18 protein-coding genes are annotated in these 18,495 nt (G+C 41.9%); 16 read left to right on the plus strand and 2 right to left on the minus strand.

What is annotated here, in order from left to right:
* Positions 1-2 precede the first annotated feature (2 nt).
* The 14 genes from EGT34_RS14780 to EGT34_RS14845 all read left to right on the plus strand — a co-directional run bounded on the left by EGT34_RS14780 (position 3) and on the right by EGT34_RS14845 (position 15,637).
* On the plus strand, positions 3-680 hold the full coding sequence (locus EGT34_RS14780) for a NuoB/complex I 20 kDa subunit family protein (protein WP_000878003.1): 678 nt from the start codon (positions 3-5) through the stop codon (positions 678-680).
* 84 nt (positions 681-764) lie between these two features.
* Complete coding sequence (nuoC, locus tag EGT34_RS14785; protein WP_000852150.1) at positions 765-2,552, plus strand: NADH-quinone oxidoreductase subunit C/D; 1,788 nt, start codon at positions 765-767, stop codon at positions 2,550-2,552.
* 13 nt (positions 2,553-2,565) lie between these two features.
* Positions 2,566-3,075: an NADH-quinone oxidoreductase subunit NuoE gene (gene nuoE, locus EGT34_RS14790; RefSeq protein WP_000973142.1), complete on the plus strand. Its 510-nt coding sequence runs from the start codon at positions 2,566-2,568 to the stop codon at positions 3,073-3,075.
* Entirely contained in the window at positions 3,072-4,403 is a 1,332-nt protein-coding gene (gene nuoF / locus EGT34_RS14795) for an NADH-quinone oxidoreductase subunit NuoF (protein WP_001091095.1), read from the plus strand. Before nuoE ends, nuoF begins: the two co-directional genes overlap by 4 nt.
* An 11-nt stretch (positions 4,404-4,414) precedes the next feature.
* Positions 4,415-7,099: an NADH-quinone oxidoreductase subunit NuoG gene (gene nuoG / locus EGT34_RS14800; RefSeq protein ID WP_000190953.1), complete on the plus strand. Its 2,685-nt coding sequence runs from the start codon at positions 4,415-4,417 to the stop codon at positions 7,097-7,099.
* Between the two features lie 3 nt (positions 7,100-7,102).
* On the plus strand, positions 7,103-8,119 hold the full coding sequence (gene nuoH / locus EGT34_RS14805; protein ID WP_001070989.1) for an NADH-quinone oxidoreductase subunit NuoH: 1,017 nt from the start codon (positions 7,103-7,105) through the stop codon (positions 8,117-8,119).
* 18 nt (positions 8,120-8,137) lie between these two features.
* Positions 8,138-8,680: an NADH-quinone oxidoreductase subunit NuoI gene (gene nuoI / locus EGT34_RS14810; RefSeq protein WP_000276693.1), complete on the plus strand. Its 543-nt coding sequence runs from the start codon at positions 8,138-8,140 to the stop codon at positions 8,678-8,680.
* Positions 8,680-9,198, plus strand: a complete 519-nt coding sequence (gene nuoJ, locus EGT34_RS14815; protein WP_014205902.1) for an NADH-quinone oxidoreductase subunit J — start codon at positions 8,680-8,682, stop codon at positions 9,196-9,198. Before nuoI ends, nuoJ begins: the two co-directional genes overlap by 1 nt.
* Positions 9,198-9,506, plus strand: coding sequence for an NADH-quinone oxidoreductase subunit NuoK (nuoK, locus tag EGT34_RS14820; protein ID WP_000529822.1), 309 nt, complete (start codon positions 9,198-9,200; stop codon positions 9,504-9,506). Before nuoJ ends, nuoK begins: the two co-directional genes overlap by 1 nt.
* Positions 9,503-11,392 (plus strand): NADH-quinone oxidoreductase subunit L, encoded by a 1,890-nt coding sequence (nuoL, locus tag EGT34_RS14825; protein ID WP_000121137.1) that lies wholly within the window; start codon positions 9,503-9,505, stop codon positions 11,390-11,392. Before nuoK ends, nuoL begins: the two co-directional genes overlap by 4 nt.
* Before the next feature lies 1 nt (position 11,393).
* Positions 11,394-12,992, plus strand: coding sequence for an NADH-quinone oxidoreductase subunit M (gene nuoM / locus EGT34_RS14830; RefSeq protein ID WP_000429844.1), 1,599 nt, complete (start codon positions 11,394-11,396; stop codon positions 12,990-12,992).
* A gap of 2 nt (positions 12,993-12,994) precedes the next feature.
* On the plus strand, positions 12,995-14,491 hold the full coding sequence (gene nuoN / locus EGT34_RS14835; protein WP_001011955.1) for an NADH-quinone oxidoreductase subunit NuoN: 1,497 nt from the start codon (positions 12,995-12,997) through the stop codon (positions 14,489-14,491).
* A gap of 100 nt (positions 14,492-14,591) precedes the next feature.
* Positions 14,592-15,227: a uracil phosphoribosyltransferase gene (gene upp, locus EGT34_RS14840; protein WP_001007343.1), complete on the plus strand. Its 636-nt coding sequence runs from the start codon at positions 14,592-14,594 to the stop codon at positions 15,225-15,227.
* A gap of 116 nt (positions 15,228-15,343) precedes the next feature.
* Positions 15,344-15,637 carry a cold shock domain-containing protein gene (locus EGT34_RS14845; protein ID WP_000806835.1) on the plus strand — a complete coding sequence of 98 codons (294 nt, stop codon included), beginning with the start codon at positions 15,344-15,346 and terminating at the stop codon, positions 15,635-15,637.
* 19 nt (positions 15,638-15,656) lie between these two features.
* On the opposite strand, the gene gigC is transcribed toward EGT34_RS14845, so the two are convergent.
* A complete protein-coding gene (gene gigC / locus EGT34_RS14850) occupies positions 15,657-16,544 on the minus strand; it encodes a LysR family transcriptional regulator GigC (RefSeq protein WP_001242992.1) in 888 nt (295 codons plus the stop codon).
* 86 nt (positions 16,545-16,630) lie between these two features.
* On the opposite strand from gigC, the gene EGT34_RS14855 reads away from it, so the two are divergent.
* On the plus strand, positions 16,631-17,392 hold the full coding sequence (locus EGT34_RS14855; protein ID WP_000021170.1) for a ferredoxin--NADP reductase: 762 nt from the start codon (positions 16,631-16,633) through the stop codon (positions 17,390-17,392).
* 47 nt (positions 17,393-17,439) lie between these two features.
* Here the strand turns inward: EGT34_RS14855 and EGT34_RS14860 are convergent, their stop codons facing one another.
* Positions 17,440-17,859, minus strand: coding sequence for a hypothetical protein (locus tag EGT34_RS14860; RefSeq protein ID WP_002000170.1), 420 nt, complete (start codon positions 17,857-17,859; stop codon positions 17,440-17,442).
* A 292-nt stretch (positions 17,860-18,151) separates the two neighbouring features.
* On the opposite strand from EGT34_RS14860, the gene EGT34_RS14865 reads away from it, so the two are divergent.
* On the plus strand, positions 18,152-18,379 hold the full coding sequence (locus tag EGT34_RS14865) for a hypothetical protein (RefSeq protein WP_000543705.1): 228 nt from the start codon (positions 18,152-18,154) through the stop codon (positions 18,377-18,379).
* Positions 18,380-18,495: the final 116 nt, after the last annotated feature.

An 18,495-nucleotide genomic window follows, 5' to 3' on the forward strand; every position in this document is an offset into this window, starting at 1 on the left:
GGATGAAATATACTCTGACCCGCGCGAATCCGGATGCTGATCAATATCCATTGCAAGATCGTCAAATTGTGACAGATCCACTTGAAGAGGAAGTGAATAAAAACGTATTCATGACTCGTTTAGAGGATGTCTTGCATACAGCAGTAAACTGGGGACGTAAAAACTCTTTGTGGCCATTTAACTTTGGTACATCATGTTGTTACGTTGAATATGCAACGACCTTAACAGGCGTGCATGACTTGTCCCGTTTCGGTGCAGAGGTTATTCGTGCTTCACCTCGTCAGGCTGACTTGATGATTGTTGCAGGTACCTGCTTTGTAAAAATGGCTCCGGTTATCCAACGTTTGTATGAACAAATGTTAGAACCTAAATGGGTTATTTCAATGGGTGCTTGTGCAAACTCTGGAGGTATGTACGACATCTATTCAGTAGTACAAGGTGTAGACAAAATTATTCCTGTTGACGTGTACGTCCCAGGTTGTCCGCCTCGTCCTGAAGCATTAATCCAAGCATTAATGCTTTTACAAGACCAGATTCAATTAGAGCGACGCCCGCTTTCTGCCGTGATTGGTGATGATCTTCAGCCAGTGTATAAGCCAAAGATGATGCCAGAACGTGATCGTAAGAATGCGCAGCGTATTGCCGTTAAAAACTTACGCTCTATGGATGAGATTAAATAATTTTTTGACGGTGTTTTGACATATCTAACCGATATGTTCATCGAGAAAATTGACAGAATTTGTATTAAATAGGAAGCCAAGCCAATGGCTGAAACTGACATTGCTATGCCAGAATCAACACCAGTTGATTCACGCCCAGCATTTGCAATCGTAGAAGAGCTCAAAACCAAATTTGGTGAGAACTTTTATGTGCAGGCGACTTTTGAAGAGTTTCCAACAGTCTGGGTTGAGCGCGCACGCGTGCAAGAAGTCCTCATGTTCCTGCGTAAAGTGGAACGTCCTTATGTAATGCTGTTTGACTTATCAGCGATGGATGAGCGTTTACGTCAACATCGTGATGGTTTGCCAGCATCTGACTTCACTGTGTTCTATCATTTATTATCGCTTGAGCGTAATAGTGACATTCGTATCAAGGTTGCCTTGAACGAAAACGATCTTAACCTCCCGACAGCGACAAATATCTGGCCAAATGCCAACTGGTATGAACGTGAAGCTTACGATATGTTCGGTATCAATTTCGAAGGGCATCCAATGCTTCGTCGTATCTTGTTACCAACTTATTGGGAAGGTCACCCGCTTCGTAAAGAATATTCAGCACGTGCGACAGAATATACGCCGTACATGCAAGACAAAGCGAAGCAAGATTTCGAACAGGAACACTTACGCTTTGTACCAGAAGACTGGGGTCTTAAGCGTGGTAACGCTGACGAAGACTTCATGTTCTTGAACTTGGGTCCTAACCATCCATCTGCGCACGGTGCATTCCGTATTGTATTGCAGTTAGACGGTGAAGAAGTGAAGGACTGTGTTCCTGATATCGGTTATCACCACCGCGGTGTGGAAAAGATGGCTGAGCGTCAAACATGGCACTCTTTCATTCCTTATACTGACCGTGTTGACTACTTAGGTGGTTGTGCGCAAAACATGCCATATGTCATGGCTGTTGAACAGCTTGCTGGAATTAAAGTTCCTGAGCGTGCACAAGTGATTCGTGTCATGTTGAACGAATTGTTCCGTATTAATAACCACTTACTTTACTGTGGTACGGCAATTCAGGATGCCGGTGGTATGACACCAGTATTCTATATGTTCGCAGACCGTCAAAAAGTATACGACATTGTTGAAGCAATTACGGGTTACCGTATGCACCCAGCATGGTTCCGTATTGGTGGTACAGCACATGACCTTCCAAACAACTGGCAAAAACTTGTTAAAGAGTTGCTAGATTGGATGCCAAAACGTTTGAACGAATACTACACAGCTGCATTTAAAAACTCTGTGTTTATTGGTCGTACACGTAATGTCGCTCAATACGATGCCAAATCTGCACTTGCATGGGGTGTAACCGGTACTGGTTTACGTGCAACAGGTATTGATTTTGACGTTCGTAAATATCGTCCATACAGTGGCTATGAAAACTTCGACTTCGAAGTTCCGGTTGAGTATGAAGGCGATGCGTACGCTCGTGTACTTGTTCACTTCCGTGAAATTGAACAGTCACTCAAAATTATCAAACAGTGTTTGGATAACATGCCTTCTGGTCCATATAAAGCGGATCACCCATTGGCTGTTCCACCACCAAAAGATAAGACGTTACAAGATATTGAAACTTTGATTACGCACTTCTTGAGCGTGTCATGGGGTCCTGTCATGCCTGCTGGTGAAGCGTCATTCATGACTGAAGTTGTGAAAGGTGCAAGTACTTATTACTTGACTTCGGATAAGGCAACGATGAGTTATCGTACTCGTATCCGTACACCGACGTTTACTCACTTACAGCAAATTCCTTCAGTGATTAACGGCAGTTTAGTATCTGACTTAATCATTTATCTGGCGACCATTGACGTGGTTATGGCTGACGTGGATCGCTAAGAGGTAACGCAAAATGATGATTCTGACTGATAAAAAACCACGTGTGAATGTTGAAGGGATTTTGACTGCTGAAGAAATCCACGAAATTGAACATCACATTGGTCACTATCCATACCCACGTGCAGCTTCTTTAGATGCATTAAAGTGCGTACAGCGCCGTAATGGCTGGGTAGATGATGCTCAAATGAACGCCATCGCACAATTATTGACGATTAGTGTTGCAGACTTGGAAGGTGTAGCAACGTTCTACAACCGTATCTATCGCCAACCTGTAGGTCGCCACGTAATTTTGCTTTGTGACTCAATTGCTTGCTTTTTGATGGGTGCTGAAACACTTGCTGAAGCATTCCAACGCGAATTAGGTATTCAGTTTGGTCAAACGACACAAGATGGTCGTTTTACGCTGCTTCCAATTTGCTGTCTAGGCAACTGTGACAAAGGCCCAACGTTAATGATTGATGAAGATACTCACGGTTTAGTAGAAGTGACATCAATCAAACAGTTATTGGAGAAGTATGTATGAATACTGAACCAAAACCAATTTATGGCGACGGTAATCCGGAAACTCATCCACTGACTTGGCGTTTAAGCAAACAAGAATCGGTACGTAGTGCTGACGATTACGAAGCACTTGAAGGTTATGCCGGCTTTAAAAAAGCATTAGGTATGAAACCTGCTGAAGTGCTTGAAGTCATTAAAGCTGCAACTGTAAAAGGTCGTGGTGGTGCAGGCTTCCCTGCAGGGATCAAATGGTCTCTTATGGCGCCAAATGATGGCGGTCCACGTTACTTGATCTGTAACGCCGATGAGATGGAACCAGGTACCTTTAAAGACCGTTTGTTGATGGAAAAACTTCCTCACCAATTGATCGAAGGTATGTTGATTGCAGGTTATACCCTAGAAGCAACTCAAGGTTATATCTTTATTCGTGGTGAATATATCGAGGCTGCACAATACCTAAATGAAGCGCTTGAGCAAATCCGCGCTAAAGGTTACTTAGGTGACAATATTTTAGGTTCTGGCTGGAACTTCGAGTTACACGTGCACACCGGTGCAGGTCGTTATATTTGTGGTGAAGAAACTGCATTGATTAACTCACTTGAAGGTCGCCGTGCTAACCCACGTACTAAACCACCATTCCCGCAAGTTGCTGGTGCATGGGGTCGTCCAACGATTGTGAACAACGTTGAGACTTATAACAACTTGCCAGCAATCATGCTTCGTGGTCCAGAATGGTATATCGGTTTATCAGCAGGTAAATCAAAAGATCCGGGCACAAAGATTTATGGTGCGTCAGGTAAAGTAAAATTCCCTGGTCTTTGGGAACTACCATTTGGTACGACTGCACGTGAAGTAATCGAAGAACATGCTGGTGGTATGCGTGATGGCTTGAAGCTTAAAGCATGGTTACCAGGCGGTGCGTCTACTGACTTTTTACCGGCAGATACCATTGATTTACCAATGGATGCTGAAACCATTATGAAAGCAGGTTCTCGTTTAGGAACATGTTTATTAATGGTGGTAGACGAGACCCAATGTATGGTGTCGTTGACCCGTAATCTGGAAGAATTCTTTGCGCGTGAATCATGTGGCTGGTGTACACCTTGCCGTGATGGTTTGCCATGGGCTGTTAAAGCGCTTAAAGCACTTGAGACAGGTGAAGGTAAGAAAGAAGATATCGACCACTTACAAGAACTTACTCGTAAATTGTGGATTGGTAAAACTTTCTGTGCCCACGCACCAGGTGCGATGGAGCCGCTTATGGGCGCACTCAAACATTTCCGTAGCGAGTTTGAAGCGAAAGTGACTGATCGTCCTGTCGTGCAAACTAGCAACGTAGAACAAGCTTAAGGGATTCGACTATGGCTACAATTCATGTCGATGGAAAATCGTACGAAGTCAATGGATCAGAAAACTTGCTACAAGCATGTTTATCCCTTGGCATTGATATTCCGTATTTTTGTTGGCACCCATCCTTAGGTTCTGTTGGTTCATGTCGTCAATGTGCCGTAACTCAGTATGCAAATCCTGAAGATACGCGCGGACGTCTTGTGATGTCATGTATGACACCAGCATCTGACAATACCTATATTTCGATTGAAGACAAAGAAGCAGTAGATTTCCGTGAATCTATTGTTGAGTTCTTAATGACCAATCACCCACACGACTGTCCTGTGTGTGAAGAGGGTGGTCACTGTCACTTACAAGATATGACTGTAATGACAGGTCACGACCGTCGTCGCTATCGTTTTACTAAGCGTACACATTACAACCAAGAACTAGGCTCATTTATTGCACATGAAATGAACCGTTGTATTGCTTGTTACCGTTGTGTTCGTTACTACAAAGATTATGCAGGCGGTACAGATTTTGGTGTATATGCCAATGCATCACGTGTTTACTTTGGTCGTCCAGAATCAGGTACTTTAGAGTCTGAATTCTCTGGTAACTTGACTGAAGTATGTCCAACTGGTGTATTTACCGATAAGACTCATTCAGAGCGCTATAACCGTAAATGGGATATGCAATATGCACCAAGCGTGTGTCATGGTTGTTCTTCAGGTTGTAACATCTCTCCGGGTGAGCGTTATGGCGAAATCCGTCGTGTAGAAAACCGTTTCAATGGTTCGGTTAACCAATACTTCCTTTGTGACAAAGGCCGTTTTGGCACAGGTTATGTAAACCGTGCAGATCGTCCACGTCAACCTCAGTTCCGTAATGGCGAAACAGTAGCAACTGTTTCTGTTGACCAAGCGTTGGACCAAACAATTGCGAAACTTGAAGGTAAAAAAGTTCTAGGTATCGGTTCGCCACGTGCAAGCTTAGAATCAAATTACGCATTGCGTGAACTAGTGGGCCAAGCAAACTACTCAACAGGTGTTGCACAAAAAGAGCAAAGCCTCGTTGAACTTGCTGCTTCAATCATGCAAACAGAGGGTATTTACAACCCGAACATGCGTGAAATTGAAAGCTACGATGCAGTATTAATTTTGGGTGAAGATTTAACTCAAACTGCTCCACGTATGGCATTGTCAGTTCGTCAAGCTGCAAAAAATAAAGCTCGCGAAATGGCTGCAAAAACACGTACACCGGACTGGTTGGCTGAACCTGTACAACGTATTGGTCAGGAAGCGAAATCTCCGATCTATATCTTGGCTGCAACTCAAACTCGCCTTGCGGATGTTGCGACTGGTGAAGTTGTTGCATCACCAAATGATATTGCGCGTTTAGGTTTTGCAGTTGCTGCGGCAGTTAAAGGCGAAACAGTTAATGGTTTAGATGATGATGCAAAAGCATTTGCTCAAACTATTGCCGACACTTTAAAAGCAGCAAACAAACCGTTAATTATTGCGGGTACGAGCTTGCAAGATGCTTCAATTATGGAAGCAGCAGCAGAGTTAACGCAAAACCTTGGCTCAAAAGCTGGTTTAAGCCTTGTTGTTCCTGAAGTGAACTCTATGGGCTTGGCATTATTTGGTGGCTTAAGCCTTGAACAAGCATTTGCTCAAGACTACGACACACTTGTTATTGTTGAAAATGACTTATTCCGTCGTTTACCGGCCGCTCAAGTTAAAGCAGCACTTGATAAAGCTGAAACAGTAATCGTGCTTGACCACAGTGAAACTGAAACTGTGAAACAGGCTGATATTGTACTTTCAGCAGCAAGCTTTGCCGAAGGTGATGGTACTGTCGTAAGCCAAGAAGGACGTGCACAACGCTTCTACCAAGTTTACGATCCAAGCTACTACAAACCTGAATACGCGATTAAAGAATCTTGGCGTTGGTTGCATGCCATTGAAACTGGCCTTAAAGGCAAGCCAATTGATTGGACAGTACTTGACGACGTAATCGAAACAATCGTGAAGAACGTTCCGGTACTTGAAGCAATTCAAGATGTTGCGCCAGACGCTGGCTACCGTGTACATGGTTTGAAAATTGCTCGTGAACCACGTCGTTATTCTGGTCGTACAGCAATGCGTGCGCCTTTATCGGTTCATGAACCTAAACAACCGACAGATCCAGACTCAGCATTAACATTCTCTATGGAAGGTTATGTAGGTCCGCAAAAAGCTTCTTCGCTTGTACCATTTGCGTGGGCACCAGGTTGGAACTCTCCACAATCTTGGAACAAATACCAAGATGAAGTGGGTGGTCACTTAAAAGGTGGTGATTCAGGCGTTCGTTTATTCGACCGTTTAGCAAAACGTCCAGCACGTAGCTATGTCGCTCCAACAGCTGTAGTTGCAAATCCTGAAAGCTTCCGTCTTGTACCAATGCACCATATCTTTGGTTCTGGTGAATTCACAATTAAAACACCTGCAATGGAAACTCGTATTCCTGAAGCTGTATTTGCTGTGGGCGAACAAGACGCAACACGTTTGAATCTACAAGAAGGCCAACGTATTACAGTAAAAGCAGGCGAAACAACTGTGAGCTTACCTGTACAAGTAATCGAATATTTACCTACAGGTTATATTGGTTACCCAGTTGGTTTAGCTCCGACAGTATCTTTAGCTGAACCTGTTTCAGTGGCATTAGGAGTGTAATTCATGAATCAAGAAATTATACGTCAAACGCCACTTTGGGCTGAGAACTGGCCAATTGCTTACGCTGTTGTTCAAGCAGTTGTGATTTTGCTTGTTGTTGTTCTTGTTGCAGCGTTGATGTCTTTCATTGAGCGTCGTTTGCTTGCTTGGTGGCAAGACCGTTATGGTCCAAACCGTGTTGGTCCTGGTGGTATGTTCCAGATCGTTGCCGACATGCTTAAGATCATGTTCAAAGAAGACTGGACACCAAAATTTGCTGATAAATTAACTTTCCGTTTAGCTCCGGCAGTTGCGATGGCAACTGCGGTGCTTTCGTTCATGGTTATTCCTGTAAGCCCTGCATTGGGTGTTGCGGACATGAGCATCGGTTTGTTGTTCTTTATGGCAATGGCTGGTATTGCGGTTTATGCAGTGTTATTCGGTGGTTGGTCATCAAATAACAAATATTCATTACTCGGTGGTTTGCGTTCAGCTGCTCAAACAATTTCTTATGAAGTGTTCTTGGGTATCTCGCTAATGGGTGTGGTTGCAATCGCTGGTTCATTTAACCTTCGTGAAATTGTTGAAGCTCAACGTGATGTTTGGTTCATCATTCCACAGTTCTTAGGTTTCTTGATTTTCGTTGTTGCAGGTGTTGCGGTAACTCACCGTCACCCATTTGACCAACCTGAAGCAGAACAAGAATTGGCCGAAGGTTACCATGTTGAATATGGCGGTATGAAATGGGGTATGTTCTTCGTTGCTGAATATGTAAACGTTGTACTTATCTCTGCATTGATCGTGACTTTATTCTTTGGTGGCTGGTTAGCTCCATTTAATTTAGAAATTCCATTTGTTCCACCAGTGTTCTGGTTTGTGATTAAAACAGCATTCTTCGTAATGATGTTTGTATTGGCACGTGGTTCTTTAATGCGTCCACGTTACGACCAAGTCATGAACTTCGGTTGGAAAATTTGTTTGCCGCTGGCGTTGGTTAACCTATTGGTAACTGGTGCTGTGATTCTGATGAATCAGGCCTAAGACAGCAGGGAGTACAAAATGTATAAAATTCTAGCTGGAGTTGGGTCAATCGTTCGGACGTTATTCATGGTATTTACCCATGGTTTCCGTAAACGTGACACAATTCTTTATCCAGAAGTACCAGCAGAGGAAATTGTACCACCTCGCTATCGTGGTCGTATTATCTTGACACGTGACCCGGATGGGGAAGAGCGTTGTGTGGCATGTAACCTTTGTGCGGTTGCATGTCCGGTTGGCTGTATTTCACTGCAAAAAGCTGAAAAAGAAGACGGACGTTGGTATCCGGAATTTTTCCGTATCAACTTCTCTCGTTGTATCTTCTGCGGTATGTGTGAAGAAGCATGTCCAACTACAGCGATTCAGCTAACTCCAGATTTCGAGTTGGGCGAATACGTACGTCAAGACCTCGTATATGAGAAAGAAAACTTGCTCATTTCAGGTCCAGGTAAATACCCAGACTACAACTTCTACCGTGTAACTGGTATGGCAATTAACGGTAAAGAGAAAGGTCAAGCACAAAAAGAAAGTGCACCAATCGATGTACGGAGTCTATTACCATGATGTGGCCGTTTTATTTGATGGCGCTCGTGGCCATCGTTTCTACGGTTCGTGTAGTGACTAACACGAACCCTGTACATGCATTGCTTAGTCTGATTGTTTCATTGCTTGCTGTTGCTGGTATTTTCATGATCGTAGGTGCGCCGTTTGCCGGCGCCCTCGAAATCATTGTTTATGCTGGTGCGATTATGGTCTTGTTCGTATTCGTTGTGATGATGCTTAACTTAGGGCAACACACAGTTGAACAAGAGCGTAAATGGCTTTCTTCAGATGCTTGGGCATATCCAGCACTCATGAGCTTTTTACTTGGCTTACTTTTAGTTTGGATGCTCGGTGGTGAATATACAACCATCTCTGCACCACTTGGAGCACAAGTAATTGGACCAAAAGTTGTTGGTCAAGCGCTCTTTACACACTATTTATTGTTGGTTGAAGTTGCCGCGATGTTATTGCTAGCAGCCCTTGTTGCAGCATACCACTTAGGTAAACGTGAACCAGGTGCAGAAGAGGAAAAAGAATAATGGGCCAGATCCCTTTAGAACATGGTTTGATTGTTGCGACCATTCTTTTTGCACTCGGTTTTTACGGTGTAATGGTGCGACGCAACCTTTTATTTATGTTAATGAGCCTTGAGATCATGATGAATGCTGCAGCGTTAGCATTCGTTCTTGCGGGTAGTGTATGGGCACAACCAGATGGACAAGTCATGTTTATTCTGATTTTAACCCTTGCTGCTGCAGAGGCGTGTATCGGTCTTGCGATTGTCCTTCAGTTCTATCATCGCTTCCATCATTTGGATGTGGATGCTGCTAGTGAGATGCGCGGATGAGTTATTTATATCTAACAGTATTATTTCCGCTAATCGGTTTTATTTTATTGGCGGCTGGGCGTGATAAGCTCTCTGAAAATGTTGCAGCAATTATTGGTGTAGGTTCTGTAGGTTTATCTGCATTATTTGCATTGATTGCTGGTATGGCATTTACCAGTAGCGGCCAGCAAGTTTTTGTTCAAAATCTTTGGACATGGTTCAATGTTGGTGGTTTCGCGCCTGGCATTAGCTTACATTTAGATGGCTTATCTTTACTCATGATGGGCATGATCACGGGTGTTGGTTTCTTAATCCACATCTTTGCATCATGGTACATGCGTGGTGAAGAAGGGTATGCGCGCTTCTTCTCTTATTTCAACCTATTCGTTGCAAGCATGCTTTTGCTTGTGTTGGGTGACAACTTAGCGTTGTTATTCTTAGGTTGGGAAGGCGTAGGTCTATGCTCTTACTTGCTGATTGGTTTCTATTATGCAAACCCTGCAAATGGTTGGGCAGCGATCAAAGCATTTACAGTTACCCGTGTAGGTGACGTATTCTTACTTATCGCTTTATTCTTGCTTTACCAACAATTTGGTACGCTTAATACTCAGTATATCGTTGAACACGCAGCAGAAGTAATGACGAAGAGTTCGTCACTTACCATCTGGACTGCATTAATGTTGTTCTTGGGTGCTGCTGGTAAATCTGCACAAATTCCATTGCAAACATGGTTAGCAGATGCGATGGCAGGTCCTACACCTGTTTCTGCATTAATCCACGCAGCAACAATGGTAACAGCTGGTGTGTACTTGTGCTGTCGTCTATTCAGTGTATTTGAACTTGCGCCTGAAGTGATGCAATTCATTTCGGTAACAGGTGCTGTAACTTTATTAGTTGCAGGCTTTGCTGCTCTCGTACAAACAGACATCAAACGTATTTTGGCTTACTCAACTATGAGTCAGCTTGGTTATATGTTTATGGCTGTCGGTGCAGAAGCGTATCAAGCTGGCTTGTTCCACATGTTGGCTCACGCATTCTTCAAAGCATTATTATTCTTGTCTTCTGGTGCAGTTATTCTTGCTTACCATCACGAACAAAATATTTTCAAAATGGGTGGTTTGTTCTACAAAAACAAATTCCTATTTGCATGTTTTGCGATTGGTGGCGGTGCATTAGCAGCTATCCCATTCTTAACAATCGGCTTCTTCTCTAAAGACGCGATTCTCGGTGAGGTTTGGGTACAAGGTCAATCGATTGCTTTATATAACAGCTTATATTGGGCTGGTGTAGCAGGTGCATTCCTGACTTCAATCTATACCTTCCGTTTAATCTGGGTTGTATTCTTCGGTAAAGAAAATACACATTACCATGAGATTAAAGGTGCTACTTACTGGGCTCCATTAGGTATCTTGGCTGTATTGTCTACTTTTGTTGGTGCTGCATTAAAAGCTCCGGTAGCAAATATTTTGAATACGGCAAAAATTCCTGAATTCCATGTTGCTGAACAATTTGTTGAAGGCATGCATGGGGCAGAGCATTTAGCAGTAGGTATCGCGCTTGTTGGTTTAGCTGTTGGTATTGGTCTATTTGCATTTGCTTACGGTGCAGTAAAATCGTTTGCAAAAACAAGTCTTGGTGCTGGCTTAGCTCATATTTGTCGTACTGCATTTGGTTTCGATGCGTTGTATGACATCGTTTTTGTTAAACCTTATTTATTCTTCGCCAAACTATTTGGTCGTGATCCGATTGACAGCTTATGGCTTGTTCTTCCTGCGCTTGTTAAAGGCGGAAACAGTTTCACAAGCTCACGTCAAACAGGTTCATTGCGTGAATACGCATCAAGCATGTCACTCGGTGTAGTGGTGTTATTGATGATCTTGATCGTTATTCAGGTAGTGGGGAAATAAAATGGAAAACAATTTAATTTTACCCGCGCTGATCCTTGTTCCGTTCATTGCAGGTTTTACTTGTTGGTTAGTCGATAAACTCGACAAAACTTTGCCACGCTGGATCGCCTTAATTGGTATGCTCATCACGTTGGGCTTAGGTCTTGCACTTTGGCAAAGTGGTACTTATAGCTACGAGTTAGGCTCAAAAGTCCCAACTTGGACAGCTGAGTTTTACTTACCGTGGATTCAATCTCTCGGTATTGGCATTCACCTAGCAGTGGATGGCTTGTCTTTACTCATGGTGTTATTAACAGCTTTACTTGGTGTACTTGCTGTTGGTTGTTCATGGGGTGAGATCCAAAAGAATGTTGGTTTCTTCCACTTAAACTTGTTATGGAGTTTAGGGGGCGTTATCGGCGTGTTCTTGGCAATTGATTTGTTCCTATTCTTCTTCTTCTGGGAGATGATGCTTGTACCAATCTACTTCTTGATTGCGTTATGGGGTCATAAGGGTTCAAACGGTCGTTCACGTGTTTACGCTGCAACCAAGTTCTTCTTATATACGCAAATCGCTGGTTTAGTAATGTTAATCGGTATCCTTGGCCTTGTGGTTTATGGTTACATGATGACTGGTATGATCGGTTTTGATTACAACTATTTATTAGCTGTAGCGAATCGTTTACCTGCTGGCTTCGCGTATGGTTTCATGATCTGCTTCTTTATTGGTTTTGCAGTGAAGTTACCAGTTTTCCCATTGCATGGCTGGTTACCGGATGCCCATGCTCAAGCACCTACAGCGGGTTCTGTAGACTTGGCTGGTATCTTGATTAAAACAGCAGCGTACGGTTTGCTTCGTTTTGTAATTCCATTCTTCCCGGCAGCTTCTGCACAGTTTGCAGATATTGCAATTATTTTCGGTTTGATTGGTATTTTCTACGGCGCGTGGTGTGCTTACCAGCAAACTGACATGAAACGTTTACTTGCGTATACGTCGATTTCACATATGGGCTTCGTTTTACTTGCTATTTATGCAGGTAATATTTTGACCTTCCAAGGTTTAATGATCATGATGTTGGCACATGGTTTGTCATCAGCTGCATTGTTCATTATGTCTGGTCAAATCTACGAGCGCTTACATACACGTGATTTACGTTTGATGGGTGGTCTTCGTGGTCAGCTCCAGTATTTACCGTTCTTCTTAATGTTCTTCGTCGCAGCTCTTGTTGGTGTGCCAGGTTTAGGTAACTTTATTGGTGAATTCCTGATTTTGATGGGTTCATTTAATAAATATCCTGTATTCACGATCATTGCTTCTATCAGCCTTGTATTTGCCGGTTTGTATGGTTTGATCTTGATTCACCGTGCTTTGTTTGGTGAACCAAACTCTGAACAAAAGCAACACTACACTAGTCCATTAAAAGACTTATCTGCTCGTGAAGTTAGTATTTTGATGATTTGTGCGATTGGTCTCGTTTGGCTTGGTATCTATCCACAAACATTCTTGGATGTATCTCATTCAAGCATGCAGTGGTTGGTCAATAGTTATGTACCAGTACAAGAAGTCGTTGAAACTGTTCAGCAAACAGCTACTCAACTTGACCATGTGGAGATCCAATAATCATGAACTTCACAGTATCATTTTCTACGCTTATGCCTTTAGCACCGGTGATGATTGTTGCTTTGACAGCAGTCGTCGTCATGCTGTTAATTTCAATTAAGCGTAACCATAATTTAATCGCAACAACCTCTGTTGTCGGTTTAAACCTTGCTGCACTTTATATCTTGTTAGAATTATTTGGCGGCAAATTTGTGCCGGCAAATGTGATGGGCATGTTTATGGTTGATCCATTTACTATGTTCTATCAATTCATGATTTTAGTTGCATCATTGGCTTGCTGTACTTTGTCTCATGCATACATTGAGACTTATAAAGACAACCGTGAAGAACTCTATCTTCTGTTACTTGCTTCTGTAGCAGGTGCAATGTTGATGGTTGCAAGTTCACACTATGCATCATTCTTCATTAGCCTTGAGTTAATGTCGATTCCTGTATACGGCTTACTTGCTTATACATATCAACGTAGTCAGTCGCTTGAAGCAGGGATTAAGTATCTTGTGCTTTCTGCAACAGCTTCTGCAATGTTGTTGATGGGTATGGCGTATATCTACGCTTACACTGGTTCACTTTCATTCTATGATTCTGTACAAGCTTTATTTGGCGCAATCAAACAGCCAATGGTGTTATTAGGTTTAGCACTCATTATTTTTGCTGTTGCATTCAAATTGTCGCTTGCACCGTTCCATAAATGGACACCAGATGTATATGCAGGTGCACCAGCTCCAATGGCAACATTCTTGGCGACTGCTGCTAAAGTTGCAACAATTGGTTTGTTCGTACGTTATTTGCTTGCTTCTGGCGCAATCATGGTGAACTCGCTAGTGACTGTTTTGACAATCATTGCGGTATTGTCAATTTTAGTCGGTAACTTGCTCGCTGTTCGTCAGGTCAACTTAAAGCGTATTTTGGGTTATTCATCTATTGCTCACTTTGGTTATTTGTTAATTGCTTTAATCAGCATGACATATGCAAGCTTGGGTAGCGTAACTGTGTATGTGGTGACTTATGTATTAACGACTATTGGTGCTTTTGGTGCAGTAGCGTTAATGTCTAGCCCATATAATAACGTAGATGAAGCGCAAAGCCTTGCAGACTACCGTGGTTTGTTCTGGCGCCGTCCAGTACTTACAGCAACATTAACAGTCATGATGTTATCTTTGGCTGGTATTCCATTAACAGCAGGCTTCATTGGTAAGTTCTTGGTTGTTATGGCTGCTGTAACAACTCAACACTGGTTCTTAGCTGCAATGATTATTGTGGGTAGTGGTATTGGTTTGTATTACTACTTACGTGTGATGGTTGTTATGTATATGACTCCACCTGAAACTCCTCGTATTGATGCTGATGCACATTGGGGACAAAAAGTGGGTGGTTTAATGGTATTGGCTGCTGCTGCATTAGTTATTATTTTGGGTGTTTATCCAGATCCAATGATTAATTTGGCATTAAAAGCAGAAATTTTATCTCCATTACATTTCATGCTTTCTCAGCAACAATAATTCTTGTGTACAAAAAAGCCTCCAAATATGGAGGCTTTTTTTTATTGATAGTTAAAAAAAGATTATAATAAATACGTTTTTATATTTTTAGGTAACATCTGTGGCCATTCAAGAAATTCGTCACCCACTTATTCGTCATAAATTAGGTTTATTACGTCGTGCTGACATCAGTACCAAGAATTTCCGTGAGCTTGCTCAGGAAGTGACTATGTTATTGACATATGAAGCGACGAAAGACTTACCAGTTGTGGATTGTGAGATTGAAGGTTGGGCTGGCAATGTTACTACTCAGCGTATCGCGGGTAAAAAAATAACGATTGTACCGATTTTGCGTGCAGGTATCGGTATGCTTGATGGTGTGCTTAACCTAATTCCAAGTGCAAAAGTAAGTGTGTTAGGGCTTGAGCGTGATGAAGCAACTCTAGAAGTACGTACTTACTATAAAAAGTTAGTTCCTGATGTCGCTAACCGTATTGCCATGATCATTGATCCAATGTTGGCAACAGGTAATTCTTTAGTTGCTGCTATTGATGTATTAAAGGCAAGTGGATGTAAAGATATCCGTGTTATGGTGTTAGTTGCAGCACCTGAAGGAATCGCGAAAGTAGAGGCAGCACATCCTGATATTCAGCTTTATACTGCATCTATTGACAATGGCTTAAATGAACATGGTTATATTGTTCCAGGCTTAGGCGATGCTGGTGACAAGATTTTTGGTAGTGTTCAAAAAGACTGATTTTTGAAATAACGATAAAAAGAGACTTCATTAAGCCGTATAACTTTTAATAGCGGAAATGAAAGTCTCTTTTTATTTACTACAGTAATTGCATTGGGAAATTAGGGTGAAAAATCATGAAGCAAGAGTTTTATACGGGAAGGATAAAACAATATAACGCCGATAAAGGATTTGGTTTTATTTCGACGACTGAAGGAGATATTTTCTTTCATATTTCTGATTTCCCTGCATCCGAAGGTGAACCGAAAAGAAATGAAAAAGTGAGATTTCTTGCTGCAGATAATCGAGGAAAATTTAAAGCAATTAAAATTGAGCGTATCGATCCTAATCCTGCGAAGACTAAGAAAACTAAAATTGCTGATCACAATAAAGCGATCACAAGTGAGCTATTGTCTAATTTCCGACGCTAATGAATGTGAAGATCAAGCTTTAAGCCTGATCTTCATCGCAAAATTTTAAAAATGCTTTAAGGCCCGGACCTTGATATTTTTGGCGGTGCACTAGCATATAAAGAGGGCGGGTAAGTTGCCAAAATGGAGTATCTAAAATAACAAGTTGACCTTTTTCACTTAAAGGTTCAATCGCTAACTTTGAAATACACGACATTCCTAAACCGCCAGCCACTATCTTTAAGATCGCTTCATTATGTCCAAGCGTCAAACGTATGTTTGCATCTGGTAAATCTTGCAAAATTGCATTATCAAAGACTTCACGAGTACCTGAACCTTCTTCACGTAAGATCCATTCTACGTCATGAAAATCTTGAGGGGTAAGTGGGCGATTTAAACGTGTTAACGGATGGTCAGGTGAGCAGCACACTGCTAGCTCATCGTCACGCCAGTGAATACATTGGAGTTGAGGTAAGTGACAAGACCCTTCAATTAAAGCTAAATCAAGCTGAAACTGATTTACAGCTTCAATCATTTGGCGTGTGTTACCAACTTGAAGTTGTAAATGCGCTTGTGGATGACGTTGTAAGAAGTTAGCCATTAAATCTGGCATTAGATAATCACTGATGGTTAAAGTAGCCCCGATACGAAGGTCAATACTCTGTAACTCACCCTTGGCTGCTTGTTCAAAGGCTTCACAGCGGCCTAAAATTTCTAATGCTTGGGGAAGCAGAAAACGTCCAAGATCATTTAGCTGCAAGCGCTTACCTAAACGATCAAATAAAGGAGCACCTAAGCCGTCTTCTAAATCGGCTAAAGCCATACTTGCTGCACTTTGCGTCAGTCTGACCGCATCACTGGCTTTAGTAACGGTTCCTTCTTGGGCGACTGCTACAAAAACAGCCAACTGGCGTAATGTCATCCGCATGTTTAAAAAGCCTTAACGTTTAAAAGTATTCATTATTTCGGCTGTCATGCTAACATGAGCGCACTATTTCATGCCACGTTGAAATCATGTCAATTGAAAAATTTAGCGTAGAAAAAGTTTTATCTGTTCATCGTTGGACCCCAACACTTTTCAGTTTTACCATGACGCGTCCTTCGCATTTTAAATTTACGGCAGGGCAATTTGCGCGTATTGGTTTAAAGGTAGGAGATGAGCTGGTTGTCCGTGCGTATTCGGTGGTGTCTTCTCCGTTTGATGAAACGCTAGAGTTTTTCTCAATTGTAGTACCAGACGGTGCCTTCACCTCGAATCTACAGCATTTGAAAGTCGGTGATGAGCTTTATTTGGAAAAAATTCCATATGGTTACCTGACGTTGGCACGCTATCAACAGCCTTTACCGCATGATCTGTGGTTACTGGCAACAGGTACAGGCTTGGCTCCATTTTTGTCGATGCTACAAGACTTTGAAACTTGGTCTAATTACCAGAAAATTAACTTGGTTTACAGTGTTCGTACTGCGGCTGAGCTGGCTTATGTTGACCGTATTCAAGAGATTGCTGAAACTTTTGGGGAAGGACATTTAGGTTTTAAATTTATTCCTATCATTACCCGAGATCCATCTGCACCGTTACATGAACGCTTACCCGTGTTAATCGAAAATGGTGAGCTAGAAAAAGTAGCAGGCTTAGAACTCAGCCCAGCATCAAGTCATGTCATGCTTTGTGGAAACCCACAAATGGTTGATGATACGAAAGAGGCTCTAAAACGCCGTGGTCTTACAATGAATCGTCGTGGTGAAGGAAATATTGCGGTAGAAAATTACTGGTAAAAACAGGAAGTAAAATATTTTAAGAAAATTTTTTATGGATATGTTTATTAATGGACAAACATATCCATAAACTCACGGATCTCTGCAATCGCACTGTCGACATCTGTTGAAAGCCATGTTGGTTCAAATAATCCCGCATAGTGTTCAAGGCGGTCTTGAGGAACAACTAGGCGAACAGGACAATCTTCTTCGAGTAAACGCCACGGTAAAATTGGAACTTCATTGTCCAGAAATACATTGATATTACGAATATCAACAATCATCGCATTAATGCATTCAGGAAATGGCATGACCGAGAACTCTTCGGTGCGGCGACGGAAATATTCAAGATCACCCCATTTGAGTTCATAACTTGGTTTATTAAATTCAATAATACCAATGAGATGGTCATCTCTTGTCTGATGCAAATAACATTGATGTGTGACGTCAGTGTCGAGATCAAGAGTTACGCTTTGCTGACGATACATCATAAAATTGAGTAGCTTTAAAACAAGGGGGCTTATTATAGCCTATTTTATAAAAAGTAAGGGCTAAAACATATTGTATTACAAATCGGACTTTAGTGAAGATTCTGAATATCGAGAAGTTAGATTCTAAAACGTTATAATTAAAGTGGCTAAATTTTATACTAAATTAATATTTTTAAAAGTAGAGTTTTGCAACCGTAGACACCTTCTCATAATGCTTTTTCACACAATGCAACAAATCAAATTGTTATGATGAATATAAAGTTAATGATAATAGAAGAGGGGAAAGAAGATGCATGATTTTTCAAAACCGCCTCATGTGACGAGTCCGGAAGAGACTGCAAAAAAAAGAAGATTGCCAGTTTATATTTTAATTATTGTTGGGCTTTTTCTTCTCGCACTTGTGGTTTATATGGTTGCTGATCACAGCAAAACGCCAAAAGAGGAAGCCGCATTTCAACATGAGACCATACCACAAGTCATCAGTGGTACTTCTGATTTGAAGACCTATGAAGGGTAATAAGCTAACCAGTATATCGTGATAAAAAGCCTTTAGGATGTGACCTGAAGGCTTTTTTTGCAATCTTTTGCATCAATTTGTTGTATTTATGCAGAAGGTTGTTGATTGAAAAATAT

This window comes from Acinetobacter sp. FDAARGOS_558 (assembly GCF_003937785.1).
Classification (GTDB): Bacteria; Pseudomonadota; Gammaproteobacteria; order Pseudomonadales; family Moraxellaceae; genus Acinetobacter; species Acinetobacter baumannii.